15 protein-coding genes and 1 pseudogene are annotated in these 20,579 nt (G+C 56.8%); 11 read left to right on the top strand and 5 right to left on the bottom strand.

Annotated features, from left to right (window positions below; translation table 11 throughout):
* The first annotated feature begins 114 nt into the window (after nucleotides 1-114).
* A complete protein-coding gene (locus tag AD928_RS06165) occupies nucleotides 115-1,725 on the top strand; it encodes a carbohydrate porin (RefSeq protein ID WP_082779774.1) in 1,611 nt (536 codons plus the stop codon).
* 376 nt (nucleotides 1,726-2,101) lie between these two features.
* Nucleotides 2,102-4,141 carry an FUSC family protein gene (locus tag AD928_RS06170; RefSeq protein WP_233419978.1) on the top strand — a complete coding sequence of 680 codons (2,040 nt, stop codon included), beginning with the start codon at nucleotides 2,102-2,104 and terminating at the stop codon, nucleotides 4,139-4,141.
* 13 nt (nucleotides 4,142-4,154) lie between these two features.
* Here AD928_RS06170 and AD928_RS06175 read toward each other — a convergent pair whose 3' ends face one another.
* The 4 genes from AD928_RS06175 to AD928_RS06190 all read right to left on the bottom strand — a co-directional run bounded on the left by AD928_RS06175 (nucleotide 4,155) and on the right by AD928_RS06190 (nucleotide 6,953).
* Nucleotides 4,155-4,361, bottom strand: a complete 207-nt coding sequence (locus AD928_RS06175) for a hypothetical protein (protein WP_062249110.1) — start codon at nucleotides 4,359-4,361, stop codon at nucleotides 4,155-4,157.
* Nucleotides 4,362-4,819: 458 nt separating this feature from the next.
* Nucleotides 4,820-5,407, bottom strand: coding sequence for a DNA-3-methyladenine glycosylase I (locus tag AD928_RS06180; RefSeq protein WP_062142972.1), 588 nt, complete (start codon nucleotides 5,405-5,407; stop codon nucleotides 4,820-4,822).
* A 39-nt stretch (nucleotides 5,408-5,446) separates the two neighbouring features.
* Nucleotides 5,447-5,881, bottom strand: a complete 435-nt coding sequence (locus tag AD928_RS06185) for a cupin domain-containing protein (protein ID WP_156470120.1) — start codon at nucleotides 5,879-5,881, stop codon at nucleotides 5,447-5,449.
* Between the two features lie 52 nt (nucleotides 5,882-5,933).
* Nucleotides 5,934-6,953 carry a zinc-binding alcohol dehydrogenase family protein gene (locus tag AD928_RS06190; protein WP_062249112.1) on the bottom strand — a complete coding sequence of 340 codons (1,020 nt, stop codon included), beginning with the start codon at nucleotides 6,951-6,953 and terminating at the stop codon, nucleotides 5,934-5,936.
* 100 nt (nucleotides 6,954-7,053) lie between these two features.
* On the opposite strand from AD928_RS06190, the gene AD928_RS06195 reads away from it, so the two are divergent.
* The 9 genes and pseudogenes from AD928_RS06195 to AD928_RS06235 all read left to right on the top strand — a co-directional run bounded on the left by AD928_RS06195 (nucleotide 7,054) and on the right by AD928_RS06235 (nucleotide 17,830).
* Nucleotides 7,054-7,407: a winged helix-turn-helix transcriptional regulator gene (locus tag AD928_RS06195; protein WP_209436667.1), complete on the top strand. Its 354-nt coding sequence runs from the start codon at nucleotides 7,054-7,056 to the stop codon at nucleotides 7,405-7,407.
* Between the two features lie 93 nt (nucleotides 7,408-7,500).
* A complete protein-coding gene (locus AD928_RS06200; RefSeq protein ID WP_156470121.1) occupies nucleotides 7,501-9,534 on the top strand; it encodes a lipase family alpha/beta hydrolase in 2,034 nt (677 codons plus the stop codon).
* A complete protein-coding gene (locus tag AD928_RS06205) occupies nucleotides 9,534-10,556 on the top strand; it encodes an Lnb N-terminal periplasmic domain-containing protein (RefSeq protein WP_062249116.1) in 1,023 nt (340 codons plus the stop codon). Before AD928_RS06200 ends, AD928_RS06205 begins: the two co-directional genes overlap by 1 nt.
* A gap of 159 nt (nucleotides 10,557-10,715) precedes the next feature.
* Nucleotides 10,716-11,957, top strand: a complete 1,242-nt coding sequence (locus tag AD928_RS06210) for a cytochrome b (RefSeq protein WP_209436668.1) — start codon at nucleotides 10,716-10,718, stop codon at nucleotides 11,955-11,957.
* Complete coding sequence (locus tag AD928_RS06215) at nucleotides 11,957-12,769, top strand: cytochrome c1 (protein ID WP_062249120.1); 813 nt, start codon at nucleotides 11,957-11,959, stop codon at nucleotides 12,767-12,769. The genes AD928_RS06210 and AD928_RS06215 overlap by 1 nt, the downstream gene beginning before the upstream one ends.
* Nucleotides 12,769-13,416 (top strand): ubiquinol-cytochrome c reductase iron-sulfur subunit, encoded by a 648-nt coding sequence (gene petA / locus AD928_RS06220; RefSeq protein ID WP_062249122.1) that lies wholly within the window; start codon nucleotides 12,769-12,771, stop codon nucleotides 13,414-13,416. Before AD928_RS06215 ends, petA begins: the two co-directional genes overlap by 1 nt.
* A gap of 80 nt (nucleotides 13,417-13,496) precedes the next feature.
* Entirely contained in the window at nucleotides 13,497-13,709 is a 213-nt protein-coding gene (locus AD928_RS06225; RefSeq protein WP_062249124.1) for a heavy-metal-associated domain-containing protein, read from the top strand.
* A gap of 332 nt (nucleotides 13,710-14,041) precedes the next feature.
* The gene (locus tag AD928_RS06230; protein ID WP_062249126.1) at nucleotides 14,042-16,090 is read left to right on the top strand and encodes a TonB-dependent siderophore receptor; all 2,049 of its coding nucleotides are present in this window, start codon (nucleotides 14,042-14,044) and stop codon (nucleotides 16,088-16,090) included.
* Nucleotides 16,008-17,830 (top strand): annotated as a pseudogene (locus tag AD928_RS06235) (ABC transporter ATP-binding protein/permease). Before AD928_RS06230 ends, AD928_RS06235 begins: the two are co-directional and overlap by 83 nt.
* Here AD928_RS06235 and AD928_RS06240 read toward each other — a convergent pair.
* The gene (locus AD928_RS06240) at nucleotides 17,784-20,153 is read right to left on the bottom strand and encodes a heavy metal translocating P-type ATPase (RefSeq protein ID WP_082779775.1); all 2,370 of its coding nucleotides are present in this window, start codon (nucleotides 20,151-20,153) and stop codon (nucleotides 17,784-17,786) included. The pseudogene AD928_RS06235 and the gene AD928_RS06240 sit on opposite strands and share 47 nt — an antisense overlap.
* Between the last annotated feature and the right edge of the window lie 426 nt (nucleotides 20,154-20,579).

Consider the following 20,579-nt stretch of genomic DNA (forward strand, 5'->3'; position numbering starts at 1 on the left):
CCGGCAGGACCGCAAGAAACTTTGACCTCAGAGGGCAGGGCAGTAGAATGGCAAAAACTGTCATCGCAAACAGGAGTGTTGTTTAGAACGCCTCCCACAGGAAACCAGTGCATTATGCGGGCCGCCTTTCTGACCAGCCTCCCGGGGCATACAGAGCAGCGTTTCAGGCGGCCTCGCCTTGCATCCCGGACTCTTCTGTCCCTTCTGGCCTGCCTGCTCCCGGCAACCGGACTGGCACAAAGCCCGGTGGATGATCAGGCCGAGCGGGACCAGCAAAGTCTGGGAAACTCGGCCCCGTTCATGAACCAGTCCGCCATGGGCATCGGCATCAATGCTTTGCATCTGCCGCGCGCCAGCAAAACCGGCAATGATGATCTGGACACCAGTGACAACCTGCTGGGCACGATGGGCGGCCTGCGAACGTGGTTGTATAAATACGGCATCACGTTTGAGATGGAAGATGTGGAAGAACTGTGGGGCAACACCTCCGGCGGGGCTCCCAGCACCATGGATGCCCACAGCGGGAAAGGCTCCGGCCCGGCCTATGATGCCATCACGGCCCCGACCCTGACCGTTGATCTGGAAAAACTGATTGGCCTGAAAGGCGGGATCTTTACCATTAGTGCCCTACAGACCCGCGGACGTTCCATCACGCAGGACCATCTGGCCAACTTTAACCCCGTCAGCAGTTATGAAGCCGACCGCTCTACGCGCCTGTTTGAACTCTGGTACCGGCAGCTGTTCTTTAACGGCAAACTTGGCGTCAGGATCGGGCAGCAGAATCTGGAATCGGAATTCATGCTGACTGAATATGGCGGTCTGTTTCTAAATTCCAATTTCGGCTGGCCCATGGCGCCTTCTGTCAATTTGTATAGTGGCGGACCCTCATGGCCTTTGTCATCCCCGGCTCTGCGTGTCCGTTATCACCTGACCCATGCCTGGACCCTTCTGGCGGCCGTTGCGGATGATAACCCTCCGGGCAGCCGCTATAACGCCTTCAACATCCAGAATGGCGGCAATGCAGCGGACCCCACCAATCAGGTCACGCATGATGGCAGCGGCACGCGATTTAATACCGGCACCGGCGCGTTGCTGATCGGGGAATTGCATTACACGCTCAACCGTCAGCCGGAAGACCTCTCGGACGCCACCAAAGATCCCGGCCTGCCCGGCATTTATAAGCTGGGCGGTTTTTACGACACCGCGAATTTTCCGGATTATCGTTACAATACGCACGACCAGCTGATGGGGAAAAACGGCGGCTCCCCACGCTGGGACCGGGGAAACTGGATGGTCTATGGCGTTATTGACCAGATGGTCTGGCGGCCTTCCTATAAATCCGATCGCTCTCTGGGTCTGTTTGCCCGCGCCACGGGAAATAGCGGGGACCGCAATCTGGTGAGTTTTGCGGCGGATGCCGGGTTGAACCTTAAAGCGCCTTTCCTGAGCCGCCCGAACGATACATTTGGCGTTGGCTGGGGCATTGGCCGCTCCAGCTCTGGCTGGCGTCAATATAACCGGAACGCAGGCAGCCTTATCCCCGGCAATGAAAACCATCTGGAAGTGACCTATCAGGCGGAAGTCCAGCCCTGGCTGGTTATCCAGCCGGATTTTCAGGAAATCTGGAACCCAATGGGCGGCAAAGCCGACCCGCGTTATCCCTCTACGGGGCGCCGCATTGGCAATGAGACGGTTTTCGGGCTGCATACAAGCGTGACGTTCTAAGCGTCTCGCTGTCCCTGTTGAAGTGCAGGCCAGAATATGAGATGAGTATGTTATAACGTATAATTTCAGAGGATCAGTGTGCCCGAACATCTTTTGGCCTGATACGCCGTTTCGTGGCGACACCCCGGACTCACCACCCGCCTGCCCTGCGTGCGGTGTCCTCTCGCATCAAGGGCTTTTCTCTTCCAGCATTTCCTATCCTGCAGAATGACCACATCCCGGTGTGGTCTGCTTTTTTGCTTGCAGAAAACGCCCCTCTCTCCGGCATGATGGCGGACGGCGCACTGCCTCTGCCCTCCTCCGTCCTTCCACCCTTCAGCCTTAACTGTCCATGAAAACAAACCTGCCTCTTTCTCTGCCCGGAAAACAGACTTTCATGCGTGCGGCCTCTCGCACCCTGATGCCCTCCGCCATTGCACACTGGCTGGGTGTGCGGGCCATTGCCATTGCACCGGAACAGGTGGCCGTGCGGGAAGGGCTGCGCGCGGGGGTAGCTGTTGGCACCGTCATGCTGCTGGCGCTGTACCTGCACATGCCCCTTATGGCATGGTCCGCCTTTGCTGCGTTCTGGACCTGCCTTGTAGACCCCGGCGGCCTGCTGCGCTCCCGGCTGGAAACCATGCTTAAATTTGCAGCACTTGGCACGGTGATTAGTGGGTCCGTCTCCGCAGCCGCAGGGTTTGGGATGCTCCCCGCCTTTGTGGCACTCGGCGTGAGCGTTCTGGGCTGTGCGCTCCTCCGCCTACGCGGGGCAACAGCCACGCAAATTGGTGTTCTGGCAGCCATCGTCGCTGTGGTAGCGGTCTGTTATCCCTTTCCGCCAGAAGTAGCCGTGCGGCTGTCCGGCCTGTTTGCGCTGGGGGCCATCTGGGCCACTTTGATCTGCGTTCTGGCATGGCCGGTAGACCCGTATATGCCCCTGCGGCTGGCCTGTTCCGCCGTACTGCGGGAAGAAGAACGCATGACGCGCCGTCTGCTGGACTACATGACGCCCGGCGCTCCAGATATGGAGCAGGAAAGTGCGTCCATCGGGGCGTTCCGGCGGGAAATCCGCAGCCGGATTGAACGGACACGTGGCCGCATTGAGATTTTGTCCGCTGACGCCATCAGCAGCAGAACCCGCGCCACCCTTCTCCCGGCTATTGAAGCCTGTGACCGGATTTTTATCGCGCTGATCGCCTTTGAACATGCCGTCTTATCGGGCGAGACCTCCCACGCAGCCCGCCGCACGGTGCGCGTTGTCACCACAACATTGCACCGTATGGCCCGAGAGGCCCAGCGCCCGGAACCCCGCCCCGAGCGCCTGCATCGCCAGCAGCGTCTTCTGGCCCGCATTGCGGAACAGGATGCAGATCTGTTTGGTAAAGGGGCGCATGTCTGCGCGCGGGCTGTGCAGGACCTGATTACCGCCTGGCAGACCCTCTCCACGTCACACGCTCAGCCTGCCGGGCAGACGCAACGCGGCGCACCCCGCCCTGCTGCCGTACCACGGGCGCAAGGCGTGCGACACGCTGCGCGGCTCTGTGTTTCGGTGCTGATAGCGTATGCCATTTCTCTCAAACTGGACCTGCCTTACGCCTACTGGGCGATGATGGCCGTCGTTGTTGTCACGCAGCCCAGCGTAACAACTACCCTCCCCCGCACGATTGAGCGCGTTATTGGCAGTATTGCAGGCGGCCTGCTGGCGGCGGTGATGGGCGTACTCCTGCCCGTCTGGAGCATCCTGCTGCTGATCTTCCCGCTGGCAGCGGCAACTATTGCGCTGCGGAGCGTCAATTACACCTTGTGCGTGATGTTCATGACCCAGCTCTTCGTGCTGGTGACGGATCTGGTCAGCCCCGGTCTGGGGTGGGATGTGGCGCTGGCGCGCGCCATCAACAACATTATCGGCAGTCTGGTTGGACTTGCGGGTTGCTTCCTGCTCTGGCCAGAACGACGTGGTGCCCCTCTGGCCGCACAGGTAGCCGATGCGTTCCGGGCCAATATTCGTTACGCAGCACTTGCCACAGGTCCGGAAATCCTGAGCTGGCACCAGATTGAAAGCGCACGCCGCAAGGCTGGCACGACCAGCACCGTTGCAGAAATTCAGTGCCAGACTGCACGGCTGGAAGGGCTCCGCCGCTCCGACCAGATCGGCAAAGCAAGAGAAATTCTCTTTTTGTTACGGAAGCTGGCTGGAGCAGCCAGTGTCTGGTGGATGGAAAAAACACCCGAGCCGACACAGGCGGTCCTCCAGCGGGCAGACCTGTATAGCCGTCTGGCGGAACGCTTTGACCCGACAGATCAGTCCTCGTCTAATGCTGCACCACTGGCGGACGCCAGGCTGGATGATCTGCTCACATTGTTACGGAAACTGGATCTGGCGGATCTGGACGACGAACACATTAAGGCTGTCAGTCAGGGGCACCCCCTCTGACTGACAGCCCTGTTTACGCGGCGTAAGAAACAGCCTGATTTTGGCGGAACGTCTGCGCGACCTGACGAGCCAGCATCGCTACATCAGGCTTAATGGCGTTGTGCAGCGCACGCACACTCTCATGAGCCGCATAAAAGCGCTGCCCCTGATCACCACTAAGCTGAATAGCTGTTCCCAGAAAAACGCCGTCTATTTCGATAATTTTTGAAGTACGTATCATGACTGACCTCGAAAACAAAACCCCTTGAGGGGTGTCTCCGCCGGCAGTTTCACTCCCGGCGGATTATAGAGTGTGCCTGTTCTGCACACTGTGACCTTTGATCTGCTGCATTCGCATGCAACATCGCGGGTCCCTGCACATTCGCAGCGTCATCAAAACCGCTCCCTGATTTCATTACTGCCTCACGGTGGTGAGGTGAGCCCGACCCTATGAGCAAAAATGCGGCTCGTCAATAAAAACACGATTATAATAGTTGTTATTTTTCTATTTTATTAAATTTAGACGATTGAGATTTGTGGATATTTTCTTATTGTTTTTCAATGTATTAAGGCTTTTCACGCCAACAAAAACCCAAAATCCCCGTTGAGAATGCGACCTATCCATCCACCTCAGAGACTTCACATTTTTGCGAGACTCGGAGTTCAACTGCCTTTAATCGTATTTAACACCAAGCCGATTTAACTCTCGGCATCATACCGGAAACAGGCGGGGTCATGATCCACCACCATGCCCACCGCCTGCATCCACGCGTAAACAATCACAGGACCAACAAACTTGAAGCCACGCTGCTTCAGGGCTTTCGAGAGAGCCTGAGACGCAGGCGACTGCGCCAGCACCTGCCCTGTTGTATTGACCACCGGCGCACCGGGAACCATTCCCCAGCAGAACGCAGAAAAATCCTCGCCCTGCTCCTGCATGGCCAGATAGGCCCGCGCATTCCCGATTGTCGCCTGAATTTTGGCCCGCGCCCGAATAATGCCGGGGTCCTGCATCAGACGCTCGACATCGGCTTCATCAAAGCGCGCCACCTGCTCAGGATCAAACGCAGCAAAAGCTTTCCGAAAACCCTCGCGCCGCCGCAGAACCGTCAGCCAGGATAAGCCCGCCTGAAACCCCTCCAGCATCAGCATTTCCCACAGCATGCGGCTATCATGCACAGGGACGCCCCATTCTTCGTCATGATAGGTGCGCAAAAGCGGGTTTGTCTCCGCCCAGCGGCAGCGTGTGACAGGAGCGGTGGAGGAGGACGGACTGTGACTTTTCATATTGTCTTTCTATATGGTCCTGCTGCCAGCGTCATGCCTTCAGAGACTTTTGATAAAACCCACAGGCGTGCCATCCGCAGGATTGATAAAAACCACATCATCCGGTGCCCGACGGGGTGTATCGATGGCCAGAAAAATGACCGGATCACGCAGAATACGCGGCAGGGCATGCACGGCCCGCCGCGGGAACACCAGCAGGTGCCCCGGTGCAAACGGCGCCTCATCTGCCGGATCATCAATCCAGAATGTCCCCTCCCCGGAGAGGACATGGAGCACTTCATCACACTGGGTATGATAATGAGGCGGAATATCCCGATAAATCCGAAACACTCTGATACTGGCTTCAGGTTTATCCGTCAGATAGGTATCCAGAAGCATGGTCTCGGCAGTTTCCGGGAAAGCCGCGGCAATTTTAGTGAGGTCAAACCGTCCGCCACTGCGGTTTAAGGCCATCACATGTTCTTCTTTAATCACGAACGTTTTCTCCAACTCTGAGCAGTTTCTGCAAAACGGTTTTATCCGGACCTCAGGCCGGAAAGCCTTCAAGCACAATCTTCCCTTTTGCCTGACCGCTCTCAATCACTGCATGCGCCTCGCGCAAGTTGGCCGCTGTGATTTTGCCGAAATTTTTACCAAGTGTCGTGCAAAGACGCCCTTCATCCACAAGACGGGCTACGTCGTTCAGCAGTTTTCCCTGTTTGCCAATATCTGCTGTTCCAAACAGTGAGCGGGTAAACATGAGTTCCCAGTGCAGGGAGAGGCTTTTCTTTTTGAAGGGCACGGCATCAAGGGTAGCCGGGTCATCAATCAGACCGAAGTGGCCTTGAGGCGCAAGCAAGTCCACAATATCTGCCACATGCTGATCGGTCTGCGTCGTGGAAAAAACGAAGCCGGGGCTACCGGTTGGCAGTGCAGCAACCTGCGCAGCCAGAGGCTTGCTGTGATCAACCACAAAATGTGCCCCAAGGGATTTCACCCATTCCTGCGTTTCAGGGCGGGACGCTGTAGCAATAATCGTAATATCCGTCAGGACTCTCGCCAGTTGTATGGCCATAGAACTAACCCCGCCTCCGCCACCAATGATCAGAAGAGACGGCTTCACACCGGGAACGGACCGCCGGATATCAAGGCGATCAAAAAGCATCTCCCAGGCTGTAATGGCTGTCAGCGGCAGGGCCGCCGCTTCAGCCCAGTTCAAAGAACGAGGTTTACGACCGACAATCCGCTCATCAACGAGATGGAACTCCGCATTGGTCCCCGGTCGATCGAGAGCACCTGCATAAAAAACCTCATCCCCAATAGAGAAGTCCGTAACATCAGGCCCGGTCGCAACAACAATCCCGGCAGCATCCCAGCCCAGAACCCGCCATTGACCGTCCTCCGGCGTTGCGCTGCGACGGACTTTTGTATCGACGGGATTGACCGAAACAGCCTTGATTTCCACCAGAAGGTTTCGTCCGGCAGGAACAGGCTTTGGCAGATTGATGTCCTGCAAAGAAGCCGGATTTTCGATGGGAAGAGGTGTCTGATAACCGATGGCGCGCATGAGTTCTGCTCCTCTGTTGAGTCAGGAACACCGTGAGCGCTATGCTCTTGCCACACAAGAACGCACTTTTAACGCCCATAGTATCGGAAATGATACCGTCATGACCCGTATTCGTCATAAATCACTTGCGTGCAGCCCCGGCTGTGCTGTTGAGGCGACGCTTCAATATATCGACGGAAAATGGAAAGGGGTGATCCTGTATCACCTGCTTCAGGGAACGCTGCGCTTCAACGAAATCCGCAAGCGCCTGCCCAATATCACCCAGCGGATGCTGACAACGCAGCTGCGCGAACTGGAGCATGACGGATTTGTTCTACGAACGGTTTATCCAGAAGTTCCCCCGAAGGTGGAATACAGCCTGACCGAACGCGGGCGTACGCTGGAGCCCGTGATCGTGGCGCTCAAAAAATGGGGAGATGAAAATACCGAGTTCGGGCAGAACACACCACCATAACCCGGGCAGAAACGACCAGACAATCATTTCAGCATGGCACAAAACCCTGTAGAGTCCGCGCAGAGAGCGACGAAAAACAATTTGCGACAGGTTATGAACAGGTTTTTTTCCAGAATAACCACCAGAAAACTGGTGTTCAGCGCAGCCTTTCTGTTTGTGTCCGGATGCGCTTCTCCTGTTTCCGTCGCTCCGCTTTCCCTCCGGCAGGCCTATCAGGAACACAGCCAAAGTGCACTCAGTGGCAGCAGGCTCAGCAATACCACTCATACGGTTCTCCAACTGCAAAACCTGCTGAGCGCGTGGGAAAACCACCCTAAAGAGACCATCGCCACCCTCCGCAGTCTGACACAGGCTCATTTTTATGCGCAGGGTCTGGCTGACCAGCTTTTTGCCCTCGCTGAACTCAGCTACATGCACGCCCACCGGCATGCAGACCGGGCCGAATTCATGGCATCCGCCCTGTATGCTTACGCGTATCTCAACCCCAATGGCCCGGAAAACGAACGGCCAAAAGCGTACGACCTGCATGTCCGGCAGACCTGTGACCTCTATATGCTGGCGCTGACAGAAGCCTTTGGCAGCCCCGTCAGCCTCACACCCCAACGCTGGACGTTACCGTTCGGCACGCTGGATCTGAGTACGACGCCCAGCCAGTTGGTATGGCATGACCATGTGTTGCAGGATATTCGCCCCATGGCCCGGCTTTCCGTCCGGGGGCTGGAAAATGTTTACAGCCATACCGGACTTGGCGAACCCGTCGGCGCACTCCCTCACATGGACCACCCGGAAAGCCGCTCTTTCCAGATTACGGAAAAACTGAGGGTACCGCTTAACCTTCTCCTGTCACTCGATCATCCACGCCAGCAGGTTTTGACCAGCGCCCTGCGCGGCAGGCTGGATCTGACAGCTATTGATGAAGACCTGAGCGAACATACAACACCCACCACTCCGGCAGCGCCACAACCGGTCCCCTTACAATATGATCAGACAGCAGCCCGCGCGCTCAGCCTGAGTGATGCAATGGACTGGTCCTCGGAATATAAAGGGTTTCTGGACGGTCGTTTTTTTGACAATGGCCGTACACCACAACTGGCCACCATAGAACCGCATCAGGTCGGGCGGATGCCAGTCGTACTCATCCACGGCACCGCTTCAAGCCCGGCCCGCTGGGCCAATATGGTGAATGACCTGCTGGAAGACCGGGACATTCGCAAACATTACGAATTCTGGTTTTTCTCCTACGCCACCGGAAACCCAATCCCCTATTCCGCTCTGCAACTCCGCAACGCCATTACGCAGGCTGTGGCGGACCTTGGCGGGACAAAGGCGGACCCGGCACTGGGGAACATCACGCTCATTGGCCACAGTCAGGGCGGATTACTGGCCAAGATGCTGGTTATTAACACCGGAGATACGCTGTGGAACGGCCTGATCCCCCGCCCGCTGTCATCCCTGAAGCTGACGCCGGATGCCAGGACGTTGCTGCAGGACGCTCTGTTTCCCACACCTCTGCCGGAAGCAAAGGAGGTCGTGTTTATCTCCACCCCGCAGCACGGCAGTTACATGGCCAATTTCTCTCTGGCGCGCCTTGTCGGGCGGATGGTGAGCTTTCCGCTCACGGTGCGTGAAGTCACCAAACAGGTTCTGGTCAGTGACCCGAATGTCGCTCGGCTCAACATGAATCCCTGGCGGGTGGGAAGTGTGTACGGCATGTCTCCCCATAGTCTCTTCATCCAGTCTCTGGCCTCCATTCCTGTGGTGCCGGATGTGCGCACCCATTCCATTATTCCTGTTCTGGGCAATAAAAGTCTGAAAAATTCTGATGATGGCGTTGTGAAGTATGAAAGCGCGCATGTACCGGATGTGGACTCTGAACTGGTCGTCCGCCATTCCGGCCACTCCACACAGTCCAACCCGATTACCATTGCTGAAATCCGCCGTATCCTCCGCAACCATCTGGCCCGCACGCAGGGCGGCACTCTGGAAGGCGGATTGATAAGCCAGAGTGATATTACCGCCATTGGCGGCCAGTTTGTCCCCACACACGGCAACGGCCCCGGCACAGCCGAAACGCCCGATGGCATCCTGCCTTCTATTCCGCCAGTGCCCGCACAGGTGAGCCACTAATGCCGCGGACGTCCAACAAACCCGCACATAACAGACGCTGGGCCCACTGGTTTGCAGGCTGTGCCACCTTCCTGCTGGGAGCGTTTGGCACACCGGCTCTCTATTATTCCACGTTGGAGCCGGATGCACTACGGCTGGGGCTGACCTGCCTGTTTCCGCTGGTTCTGGGCGCAGCGTTCTTCCTGCGCACGCACCAGACGGCCCGGCTGGCGCTGGCTGGCGTGAGTGCCGCGTTTGCCGTCTGGTATGTGACGGACCCACCGAAAAACAACCGGGACTGGGCCGGAGAATATGCGGTGCCAGCCAGTGTTTCACTGGAGGGGCGGACAGTACATCTGCACCACGTCCGCAACTTCATCTACAAAACACCCAGCGACTATACACCCCGCTATTATGATGCGGATTATGCGCTGGATGACCTCTCTTCCGTCGATCTGGTTACGTCCTACTGGGCAGGGGAAAGCATTGCGCATGTCTTCCTCAGCTTCGGCTTCAGGGACGGGCGGCATGTGGCGATGTCCATTGAAACGCGCCGCCAGAAAAAGTTTCCCTATTCCGCCATTGCCGGCTTCTTCCACCATTATGAACTGTTTTACGTTGTGGCCGATGAGCGGGATCTGATTGGTGTGCGGACAGACGTACGCAAGGAACGTGTCTATCTGTATCGGCTCCTTCTCTCACCAGCAGCCAGAGAACGCCTGTTCAAAAGCTATCTGCAGGAAGTCGATCACCTGTCCCACACGCCGGAGTGGTATAATACCCTCACATCAAACTGCACCACGGGCATTTTGACACGCGCGCAGGCCAGCTTCCGTTACCGACTGGACTGGCGGATTCTGCTCAGCGGCTATACGGCCTCTCTCGCCTACAAGCTGGGCCTGCTGGATACCCATCTGGACTTCCGCACGTTGCATAACCGCAGCCGGATTCAGCGGCCAGAGGGTGCCACGCCCGGCCCGGACTATTCCACTCAAATCCGGCAGACTCTGCCTCTGGAAACAGATCTGTCTTCCAACAGATAAAGCCGGGAGCCGGATTTCCGGAAAAACGATACCTTTCCGAAACAGGCTATCTTTGAGTGCTGCATCATTCATGCCACAATAGCGTCCACCTCATAAGAGTGCTGGCTTCACTTCTGCTGACGGGGCCAGACGTTAAAAGACTGAAGTTGGATGGTGTGCATGAATCAGCCTGAGTCACGGGACGAAGCCTCTCCAAGTGCCGCCTCTCCGGGCGGTCCTGCTGGCTGGATAGAGCATCGGCTGCCGGTTTTTTCCGCATTCCGTAAGGAATATGTGGTCTTCCCCATGCCCCGGAACCTGAACTGGCTGTGGAATTTTGGCGCCATTCTGGTGGTTGTGCTGCTGCTGATGCTGGCAACCGGCACCTTTCTGGCCATGAACTACACCCCGACCAGTGCCGAGGCTTTCTTTTCAGTTGAAGCCATAGACCGTCAGCTTTCTGGCGGCTGGCTGCTGCGCGGCATGCATATGACCGGGGCCAACCTGTTTCTGGCCGCGCTCTATATTCATCTGTTCCGCGGGCTTTATTACGGCTCCTACAAAGCACCGCGGGAAATGCTCTGGCTCAGTGGCCTTGTGCTGCTGGTCATGGTGATGGCGACAGCATTTGCAGGCTACATCCTGCCGTGGGGCCAGATGTCCTACTGGGGGGCTGACGTCATTACCAAAGCCGTCGGGGCCGTGCCGGTTATTGGCGGCACGCTGGAACATGTGCTGACCGGCAGTGACCATCTGGGCGACATCTTCCTGCACCGCTTTTTTGTGCTGCATTTCCTGATGGCGTTTCTGGTCGTCGCTGTTGTGGGGCTGCACGTGGCCTGCGTGCATGTGACCAAATCCAACAACCCGGTGGGCGTGGAACCCAAAACCCCAAAAGACACACTTCCCTTCCATCCTTATTACACCAGCAAGGATCTGATCGGGCTGATTGTCTTCGCCATGGTCTTTTGTGCGCTGCTGTTTTTCTGGCCAGGCCTGCTGACAGAGCCGGACAATTACGCCCCGGCGGACCCACTACACACGCCCGCCAATATTGAGCCGGAATGGTATTTCCTGCCGTTCTACGGGTTGCTTCAGTCTGTGCCCTCCAAATTTGGCGGGCTTCTGGCGGCAGCAGGCTCCCTGCTTGTGCTGTTTGCCCTGCCCTGGCTGGACCGTTCCCCCGTGCGCTCCGCCCGCTTCCGCCCAATCTGCCGCCCGGCTCTGCTGGGGCTGGTGATCTCCTTTGTGCTGCTCGCACTGGTGGGCAAGCATCACGCCACCGGGACATGGATGCTTATCGGGCGGCTGTCTGCGCTTTACTATTTTGGGTATTTTCTGGTGATCCTGCCGCTGGCCGCACGGTTTGAAAAACCGAGACAGCTCCCCACCTCCCTTGCCTCTGCCAAAGGAGATGCCTGATGGTCCGGCTTTCCCTTTCGCGCACAGCAGCATTTGGCACAGCGCTGCTGGCCAGCCTGCCGCTTGTCGCCCATGCGGCCCCTGCCGCGCTCACTCCGCCTGTGCCGCCGCATCAGAAATGGAGCTTTGACGGGCCCTTAGGCCAGTTCGACCAGAAGAGCCTGCAACGCGGCTTTGTCGTGTTCAATGAAATCTGTTCGTCCTGCCACGGCATGCGCAGCGTGACGTATAATGACCTCAGCGGGATCGGACTTTCCCAGCAGGCCATCAGGGATCTGGCGCATGCCAAACAGGTTCCCGGGCCGCTGGACGCCGCAGGCCACCCCACCATGCGCCCCGGCCTGCCAGATGACCATCTGCGCTCCCCCTTCCCCAGTGAGGCCGCAGCCGCTGCCATGATGGGCGGCGTTGCCCCGCCGGACCAGTCCCGGCTGGCGGCCATTCAGCCCCATGGTGCAGACTGGCTGTACGCATTTCTGACCGGCTACCATATGCCACCGCCGCCCGGTGCCCCGGTGGTGCCAGGCAAATTCTACAATGACTGGGCAGACGGGCATCTGGTGGGCATGCCACCCCCGCTGATGGACGACGCGGTCGAATTTCCGGATGGCACGCCTGCCACCGCCACCCAACAGGCACGGGATGTGACGACCTTTCTGGTCTGGGCCTCTGACCCGCATCGGAATGACAGGCACCGCACAGGCCTGTATGTTTTTGCCTATCTGAGTGGCCTGCTGGTACTGGCCATTGCCTGGAAGAGAAAAATCTGGAAACGCGGCACCACCCGGAACGCACAGGACGCAGACGACTGATGACAAACCCCGCAGACAACACCCCACCCAACGGGCAGGATCAGGACAACGGCGCTGGACGTCGTGATTTTCTTGGTATGGTCACCACGGCTGGCACGGTCACAGGACTGGCAGCCTGCGCCATCCCGTTTGTCGCTAGCCTGAAACCGCAGGACAGCGCCGCAGCCCATCAGCCGGTGGAAATTGACCTGTCCAAACTGGCACCGGGCCAGCAGATGACGGCCGTATGGCAGGGCAAGCCCATTTTCATTCTGCGCCGCACGCCGGAAGACCTCGCCAGGCTACAAAGCCCGACCCTGGTGAACGAACTGCGGGACGCACAGTCTGACGCGCTGCAACAACCCACCTACGCCCGCAACTGGCACCGCTCACTTGTGCCGGAATATGGTGTGTATGTTGGCATCTGCACGCATCTGGGCTGTGTGCCGGCCTACACGGCCCCGGCCGCAGCACCTGACCAGACAGGCCGCTACGCCTGCCCCTGCCATGGCTCGCAGTTTGACCTGGCCGGCCGCGTGTTTAAAGGCGCGCCTGCCCCTTATAATCTGCCGGTCCCCCCCTATGTCATGCCCACCCCCACAACACTGCGACTGGGTGAGAACCCCAAGGGAGAAAGCTTCGACTTTTCCACCATTGAACAGATCTGAAAAACACGGCGTGTTGCCTGATGCCGGCGTTTGGCGGATAAGTCCCTCTCACGCGGCTGGCCATAAAAGGAGCGAAGGCTATGACAAAGACAGAAACATTCATTGTTGAAGGCATGTCCTGCAATGGCTGCTCCAGCAAACTGAAAAAAGCGCTTGAAGCCCTGAAGGGTATGTCCGAAGCAGACGTGGTTCTGGAAGGTGGCACAGTAACCGTGCAGTATGACCCTGCCCTGGTAACGCCTGCCCAGTTTTCTGAAGTGGTGGACGATCTGGGGTTTGATCTGGCCTCCTGAGTGCCTGCTGACAAAACTGTGTCTTTTGCCCTCCTGCCGGGGTGCCCATCATGAAACAGTCTGGCCGTCGCGCGCGTCATTTTGCCAGTGTTTCACAATGCGCTCTGATTTTAAGCGGGATTCTGACCGGCCTCTGGGCTCCTGTATCTGCCGAAGCAGAAGGCCAGAGGCGTTTGAGTCCTCTGCCCTCATCCCATAAAACCAAACGCATGATGTGCATCCGGCCCTTGTGCCATCCTATGGTGCACAAAAAAGCACAAACGCCCCCACCCCATACTGTAGCACCACCCATGTGCGCTCCTGCGCCTGCCTCGCCCGGTCAGGTAGAATGCATGACAGAAGAAAAGATCGAGGTTGTTGGGAGTGGTCATTCCTATACAACGCCGACCGCAGAAGCTTGGGGAAAAACACCTGTTGCGCTGAAGGATATCCCGCAATCCGTTTCTGTTCTGACACAGCAGCGCATGCAGGATTCCAACATGCTGACCATGACGGACGCCATGCGCCAGATTAACGGCATCCGCGTTCTGCCCGGCTCGACCGCAAATTCCAATTTCTATTCTCGCGGTTATCAAATGACGACCTCGGTTGACAACACGCCGGGATCCGCTGGCACTTTGAATAATGCCAGCTTTGATCTTTCAATGTACGATCGGATTGAAGTCTTGCGCGGTTCTGCCGGCCTGCTGCAGGGCGGTGGCTCGCCGGGGGGCGTGGTCAATCAGGTGACCAAAAAACCCGGTATGGATTTTTCCGTCAATGGTGCGGCGACCGTTGGCAGTTTCAACAATTATCGCGCGGATATTGACCTTTCCACCCCCCTGAATGCCTCCAAGACCCTGCGTTTCCGCACGGCGGATCTGTTTCAGGATAATGATTATTTCTATAAATATGCCCATTCGCGCAAATGGCAGGCTTATGGTGCGCTGGAATGGGATATTACACCCTCCACTACCTTTATTGTCTCACACGCCGCCCAGCAGCAGGATATTACGGCTCCTTATTACGGGCTGCCTGTCACGACAGAAAAGACCCTCTGGTATGGAGGCCGCAGTGCCAATCCATCCCAGAAATGGGGATACAGCAATTACATGACGCAGCAGACCATCGCCTCTCTGTCTCAAAAACTTTGGGGCGACTGGAAACTGACGGCCCGCGGCACCTTTTATGACCAGAGCTACAATACGCTTTATAATGAACCCTGGACGCAGATTGATGCGCAGACCGGCACCATGCAGTATCAGGATGCAGGTATTGTCGCTATGCGTGGCACCAACAGCGCACGCTCAGCCGATATTTACGCCAATGGCAGCTTTCGTTTTCTGAACCGTACCCATTACGCCCTGTTCGGCTTCAATTACAATTCCTACAATCAGGTGACGCGTTACGGCAATATTCTGAGCGATAACATTTATAATGGTGTGAACATCAACAACACCAATAGTGTGCCACGCCCTCCCGCAGGCAGTATCAGTTATCAGGAAGACCCGGACGGATATGGCACACGGGATAATGCGACCCAGTGGGGCTTTTACGGGCAACTTCGTCTTGAAATTATCAAGAATCTCTCCCTGATTCTTGGTGGGCGCGTCTCACGCTTTTCCGAGCGGATGCGATATATCTCGCCCGGACCGACCAGCAGCTGGCAGCCGGAAGCCAATATTCATGGAGAGCTCACGCCGTATCTGGGCACAGTGTATCAGATCACACCCAACATCTCCTGGTACGCCAGCTATTCCAGCATTTTCACACCCTCTGTTGGGAACATGTCCTACCACGGCGGAGGGCTGAAGCCGCAACACGGCAATCAGGTGGAAACGGGTTTCAAAGCCGAATATTTCAATGGACGTCTGAATCTTTCAACTGCGCTGTTCAGAATGGAAAACGTCAATCAGCCGGTGCAGGACCCGGACCATTCCCAGTTTTATATAACAACCGACCCCATCCGCCGTCAGGGCTGGGAAGCGCAGATTGACGGCAACATCCTACCCGACCTTAATGTTTCTCTTGGTTATACCTATCTGGATACAAAAGTTTCCAATCCCAGCACCCCGGATTTTGGTGGCGTTTTTTCTCCGCGGCACATGTTTAAATCCTGGGTACACTATACCGTCCCGCGCGGGCGGCTGCGCACTTTGAGCTTTGGGGTTGGACTGGACGCCAACAGCACTCTGCGCGGCAGCTACCCGACAACAGTGCAGGGCGGATACATGACGCTGGACAGCATGATCGGCTATCATGTGACACCGCATCTGAAGATCCAGCTGAATGCCAGCAACCTGACAAACCGCTATTATTATGAACGGGCAAGCGGTGTCTGGCAGTTCAATTTCCCCGCAGCCCCCCGCAGCTTTATGGCCACACTTCGTGCAAACTACTGAGAAAATGCCCCCTCATTCCCTTTCAGACTGGAAGGTCATTCTCCCCTACTGGCTTTCAGAAGAAAAATGGCGGGCCTTTGCCATGCTGGGAGGGATTATTGGTCTGTCATTTCTCTATGTCCGCACGGCAGTGTGGTTTGGAAAATGGAACCAGTCCTTTTTTGATGCCATGTTTGCGTTTCGCGCGCAGGACTGCCTTTCCCTGCTGCCATCTTATCTTCTTATGGCCACTCTTTCTTCTGCCATTTATGTTTTTCAGGTTTATCTGACACAGGTTTTATCCATGCGCTGGCGGCTGTGGAATACACGTGTCTATCTGCGCCAGTATCTTTCAAACGAGACCTATTACCGGCTGGAGCATGGCCAGGAACAGGCAGACAACCCGGACCAGCGTATTGCGGACGATCTGTCTCAAATGACAATCTGGACGCTCAAGCTGGGACTGGACGCCATTCAGGCTGTGACCACCCTAATCTCTTTTTCCATCGTGCTGTGGGACATGGCGGCACACTGTCCTTCAGCTGGCATGGCCATGCCATTCATATTCCCGGCTATCTGTTTCTCGGCACTGTTCTGGCAACCCTGTTTACGTCTTTAGTGCTGGAACGGTTTGGTGGCCCGCTGGTGGGCGCCAATTACCGTCAGCAGCATTATGACGCGGACCTGCGTGCAGGCCTGATGGACGTGCGCCGCAACTCTGAACAAATTGCCTTTTATGGTGGAGAGGAAGCCGAAAACCTACGTTTTTCACGCTATCTTGCGCATATTGCTACTAACTGGCGCAGCGTTGTGACCTACACATGGCGCGCTAATTTCATTACCAATTTTTTTCATGAAACAGCGTCCTGCCTGCTCTGGGTTATGCTCATCCCCAAACTTCTGGCTCATACGCTGACAGTCGGCCTATATTCCCGCACCAATGCCGCCTTCATGCAGGCCCGCAACAGCCTGCAATGGTTTATTGATAACTACACGGACCTCGCCACATTGCGCTCCATCCTGCAACGTCTGAACGAGTTTGAACGCATTGTGAGGCATCCTTTTGAAAAAGGGATTACCCGCCACACGCTCTCTTCCGGGGATGTGCAGATTGAAAATCTTGTCCTCAAACGGCCGGACGGTTCTGTTCTGACCAGCCTGCCCAACCTGACTCTGTACACTGGCGAACGCTGGATGATCAGCGGCCCGTCTGGTGTTGGTAAAAGCACGCTCCTGCGTGCGCTGGCGGGTTTGTGGGGCTATGGCAGTGGCACACTTGCCTTTGACACACAGCATGCCATGTTTGTCCCGCAGCGGCCTTATGTGCCCGATGGTACGTCTCTCCGGCAGGTTCTCAGCTACCCGGCCACACCGGACCATTATGACACGCAGGCTTATGAGAGCGTTCTGAAAAGTGTCAATTTGGCATGCTATATTTCTCGCCTTGATGACGTTGCAGACTGGAGCCAGATTTTCTCCCCCGGTGAGGAACAGCGCCTTGCCATCGCCCGCGTGCTGCTCTTCCGCCCGCGTGTGGTATTTCTGGATGAAGCAACATCGGCGCTGGATGAAGAGAATGAAACCCTGCTTTATAGTGTGCTGACAATACACCTTCCGCAGGCCACACTTGTCAGTGTGGCGCACCACGCCAACCTGCGCCGCTTCCATCAGCACGAAATTCTGCTGTCCCCAAAAGGCGCACTCGTTCAGACTATCAGCGAGACTGCGGCCGCCAGCGGTTCAGCAACAGCGAGTTACTGACAACCGAGACGGAACTCATCGCCATGGCTGCCCCGGCCACAATCGGGTTCAGCAAACCGCAGGCTGCCAGCGGCAGACCAAGGATGTTGTAGATAAAGGCAAAGAATAGATTTTGCCTGATCTTGGCCAGTGTTGCGCGGGAGAGTGAAATCGCGTCCAGCACACTGGTCAGATCACTTTTCATCAGCACAACATCCGCCGTATCCAGCGCAATGGCAGACCCGGCCCCAATCGCAAAGCCGACATCAGCAGCAGCCAGTGCCGGGGCGTCATTAATGCCATCCCCCACCATGCCAACAAGGCTGCCAGCCGCACGATATTTTTCAACAGCATCCGCTTTATGGCCGGGGAGAACACCGGCCATATACTCATCCACGCCAACCTGCGCCGCCACAACAGAGGCGGTGCGCTGGTTATCGCCCGTGAGCATCACGACCTTGATGCCGGATTTTTTCAAAGCGCTAACTGTTGCAATTGCATCGGGCCGCAGGCGGTCAGACAGGGCGATATAACCCAAAAGCTGATCGCCAAGTGTCACACCAACAACTGTTTTGCCTTCGCTCTCAAGAAGTTCAATCACAGCATGATCCAGCGTCACACCTGCATCCGTCAGAAAACGCGGGGCCCCCAGACGGGCCAGCGCCTCACCCATCTGCGCCGTAACGCCCATGCCCGGAACGGCCTGGAATGCGCTGACTACAGGAGCCTGCACACTGTGGGCCATGGCGTAGTCTACAACAGTGCGAGCCAGTGGATGCTCGGAATCCTTTTCCAGCGCATAAGCAACTGCCAGAAGATGCGCAGTCTCAACCTCCGGGGCTGGCTGCACATCACTGACAGTCGGCTTACCTTCTGTCAGGGTGCCAGTCTTATCGACAATGATGGTGGTCAGTTTTTCCGCCTGTTCCAGTGCATCGGCATTGCGGAACAGAATACCGCAGCGCGCGCCCAGCCCGGTGCCCACCATGATGGCTGTAGGCGTTGCAAGCCCCAGAGAACAGGGGCAGGCAATAACCAGCACGGAGACCGCAGAAACAAGGCTCCATGAGGCATTGCCGGTGATCAGCCAACTGACCAGAAACGTCACCAGCGCCAGACTGACCACGGCAGGCACAAAGATACTGGAAACCTTGTCCGCCAGCCGCTGCACATTGGCTTTAGAGCCCTGTGCCTGTTCAACCATTTTCACAATACGGGAGAGCGCGGTATCTGCCCCCACGCCGGTGGCTTTTACGCGCAGGACGCCATTGGCGTTCATTGTGCCACCAAACACCTGAGCGTCCGCCTGCTTGAGCACGGGCAAACTCTCACCCGTCAGCATAGCTTCATTCACCTCAGAGGTGCCGTCCACCACCACGCCGTCCACAGGCACGCTCTCGCCGGGGCGCACCACCAGCATATCCCCGACATGCACCTCCGCCACAGGGCGATCCAGCACGTCTGCACCGCTTTCCACATGAGCAATTTGCGGCTGAAGCTGGAGAAGGCCTTCAATCCCGGCGCTGGTCTTGTTCTTCGCGCGGGTTTCCATCAGCTTGCCAAGAGAAATCAGCGTGATGATAGATACGCTGGCTTCAAAATAAACTGGCTGATGCAAGTGGAATAGTACCACGGCAGCACTGAAAAAATACGCAATGCTTGTACCCAGCACCACGAGCACATCCATGTTGGCTGAGCCACCCCGCACCGCATTCCATGCACGCTGGTACAAATGGCGCGCGCAGAAAAACTGGACGGGTGTGGCCAGCAGGAGTTGCATCCAGTCGGGCATCATGTGCATTGAGCCGAAGACCATGCCGACCATCTGCACAAAGAACGGCAGAGACAGGAGTGCTGTCAGAAGGAAGCGATTACGTTCCGTCTGCCAGATAGCGATACGCCGGGCATTGGGATCTTCCCGAACCCCATCATCCAGCCGCTTCGCGCCAAAACCGGCTTTTTCAATACGGGCAATAAAGGTTTCCGGTTCCACAACACCGGGCACATAAACAATATGCGCCTTTTCCGCTGCAAAATTCACGCTGGCCTGCGTCATGGGCAGTTTGTTGAGGATTTTTTCAATCCGGGCCGCGCAGGCGGCACAGGTCATGCCTGAGAGGGAGAGGTCGATGCTTCTCTCATCCACAGTAAAACCCGCTTTGCGGACTGCACCAACAACAGTCTCGATAGAAGTTTCTGGCCCGTCCATCTGCACCTGAGCACGTTCCGAGGCAAAATTGACCGTTGCCTGCACACCATCCTGACGGTTCAGAACTTTTTCAATACGCGCTGCACAGGCTGCGCAGGTCATGCCACCAACGGGGAAACTGACGGTCTGTGACACAGAGGACTCCTTAGGGGATTTCATTGTATTTTATACCCCATACCGGTATAAAAAAGAAAGAAAACCTGCATGCAAAGCGCGTGCCCTGTCAGGGAACAGCCTTATATGACCAGCACGGCCTTCCCCCTCAACCCCGGCAGAACTCCCGGTCATGCCGTCGCGGCTTCCTGCGGAACAGCATCCTTTCTTGAGACCATACCCTCGTCGGGGTATCAGGTTGCTCCGGCCCTGCTTTTCTGCGCCCCCTCATTTGTCTGAGCTCATGCCTGTTCTTCTGCTTCGTATCCTGCCCGGCAGACCGTTTGCATCGTCACGATCCCTGCGCCTCATCGCGCCAACGGTTCTGGCCGGTGGCCTTGGTCTGGTCAGTGCGACAGAGCCTGCGCTGGCGCAATCAGCAACCAGCACCAGCACCAGCACCAGCAC

The sequence above is a fragment of the Acetobacter cerevisiae genome, assembly GCF_001580535.1.
GTDB classification, from domain to species: Bacteria; Pseudomonadota; Alphaproteobacteria; order Acetobacterales; family Acetobacteraceae; genus Acetobacter; species Acetobacter cerevisiae.

Coding starts and splice junctions, on each gene's coding strand:
- petA (WP_062249122.1), top strand. CDS start 12,769: ATGACAAACCCCGCAGACAACACCCCACCCAACGGGCAGGATCAGGAC.
- AD928_RS06215 (WP_062249120.1), top strand. CDS start 11,957: ATGGTCCGGCTTTCCCTTTCGCGCACAGCAGCATTTGGCACAGCGCTG.
- AD928_RS06190 (WP_062249112.1), bottom strand. CDS start 6,953: ATGCGCGCCATCGGTTATCAGACACCTCTTCCCATCGAAAATCCGGCT.
- AD928_RS06210 (WP_209436668.1), top strand. CDS start 10,716: ATGAATCAGCCTGAGTCACGGGACGAAGCCTCTCCAAGTGCCGCCTCT.
- AD928_RS06230 (WP_062249126.1), top strand. CDS start 14,042: ATGACAGAAGAAAAGATCGAGGTTGTTGGGAGTGGTCATTCCTATACA.
- AD928_RS06165 (WP_082779774.1), top strand. CDS start 115: ATGCGGGCCGCCTTTCTGACCAGCCTCCCGGGGCATACAGAGCAGCGT.
- AD928_RS06225 (WP_062249124.1), top strand. CDS start 13,497: ATGACAAAGACAGAAACATTCATTGTTGAAGGCATGTCCTGCAATGGC.
- AD928_RS06205 (WP_062249116.1), top strand. CDS start 9,534: ATGCCGCGGACGTCCAACAAACCCGCACATAACAGACGCTGGGCCCAC.
- AD928_RS06170 (WP_233419978.1), top strand. CDS start 2,102: ATGCGTGCGGCCTCTCGCACCCTGATGCCCTCCGCCATTGCACACTGG.
- AD928_RS06180 (WP_062142972.1), bottom strand. CDS start 5,407: ATGAAAAGTCACAGTCCGTCCTCCTCCACCGCTCCTGTCACACGCTGC.
- AD928_RS06200 (WP_156470121.1), top strand. CDS start 7,501: ATGAACAGGTTTTTTTCCAGAATAACCACCAGAAAACTGGTGTTCAGC.
- AD928_RS06195 (WP_209436667.1), top strand. CDS start 7,054: ATGACCCGTATTCGTCATAAATCACTTGCGTGCAGCCCCGGCTGTGCT.
- AD928_RS06175 (WP_062249110.1), bottom strand. CDS start 4,361: ATGATACGTACTTCAAAAATTATCGAAATAGACGGCGTTTTTCTGGGA.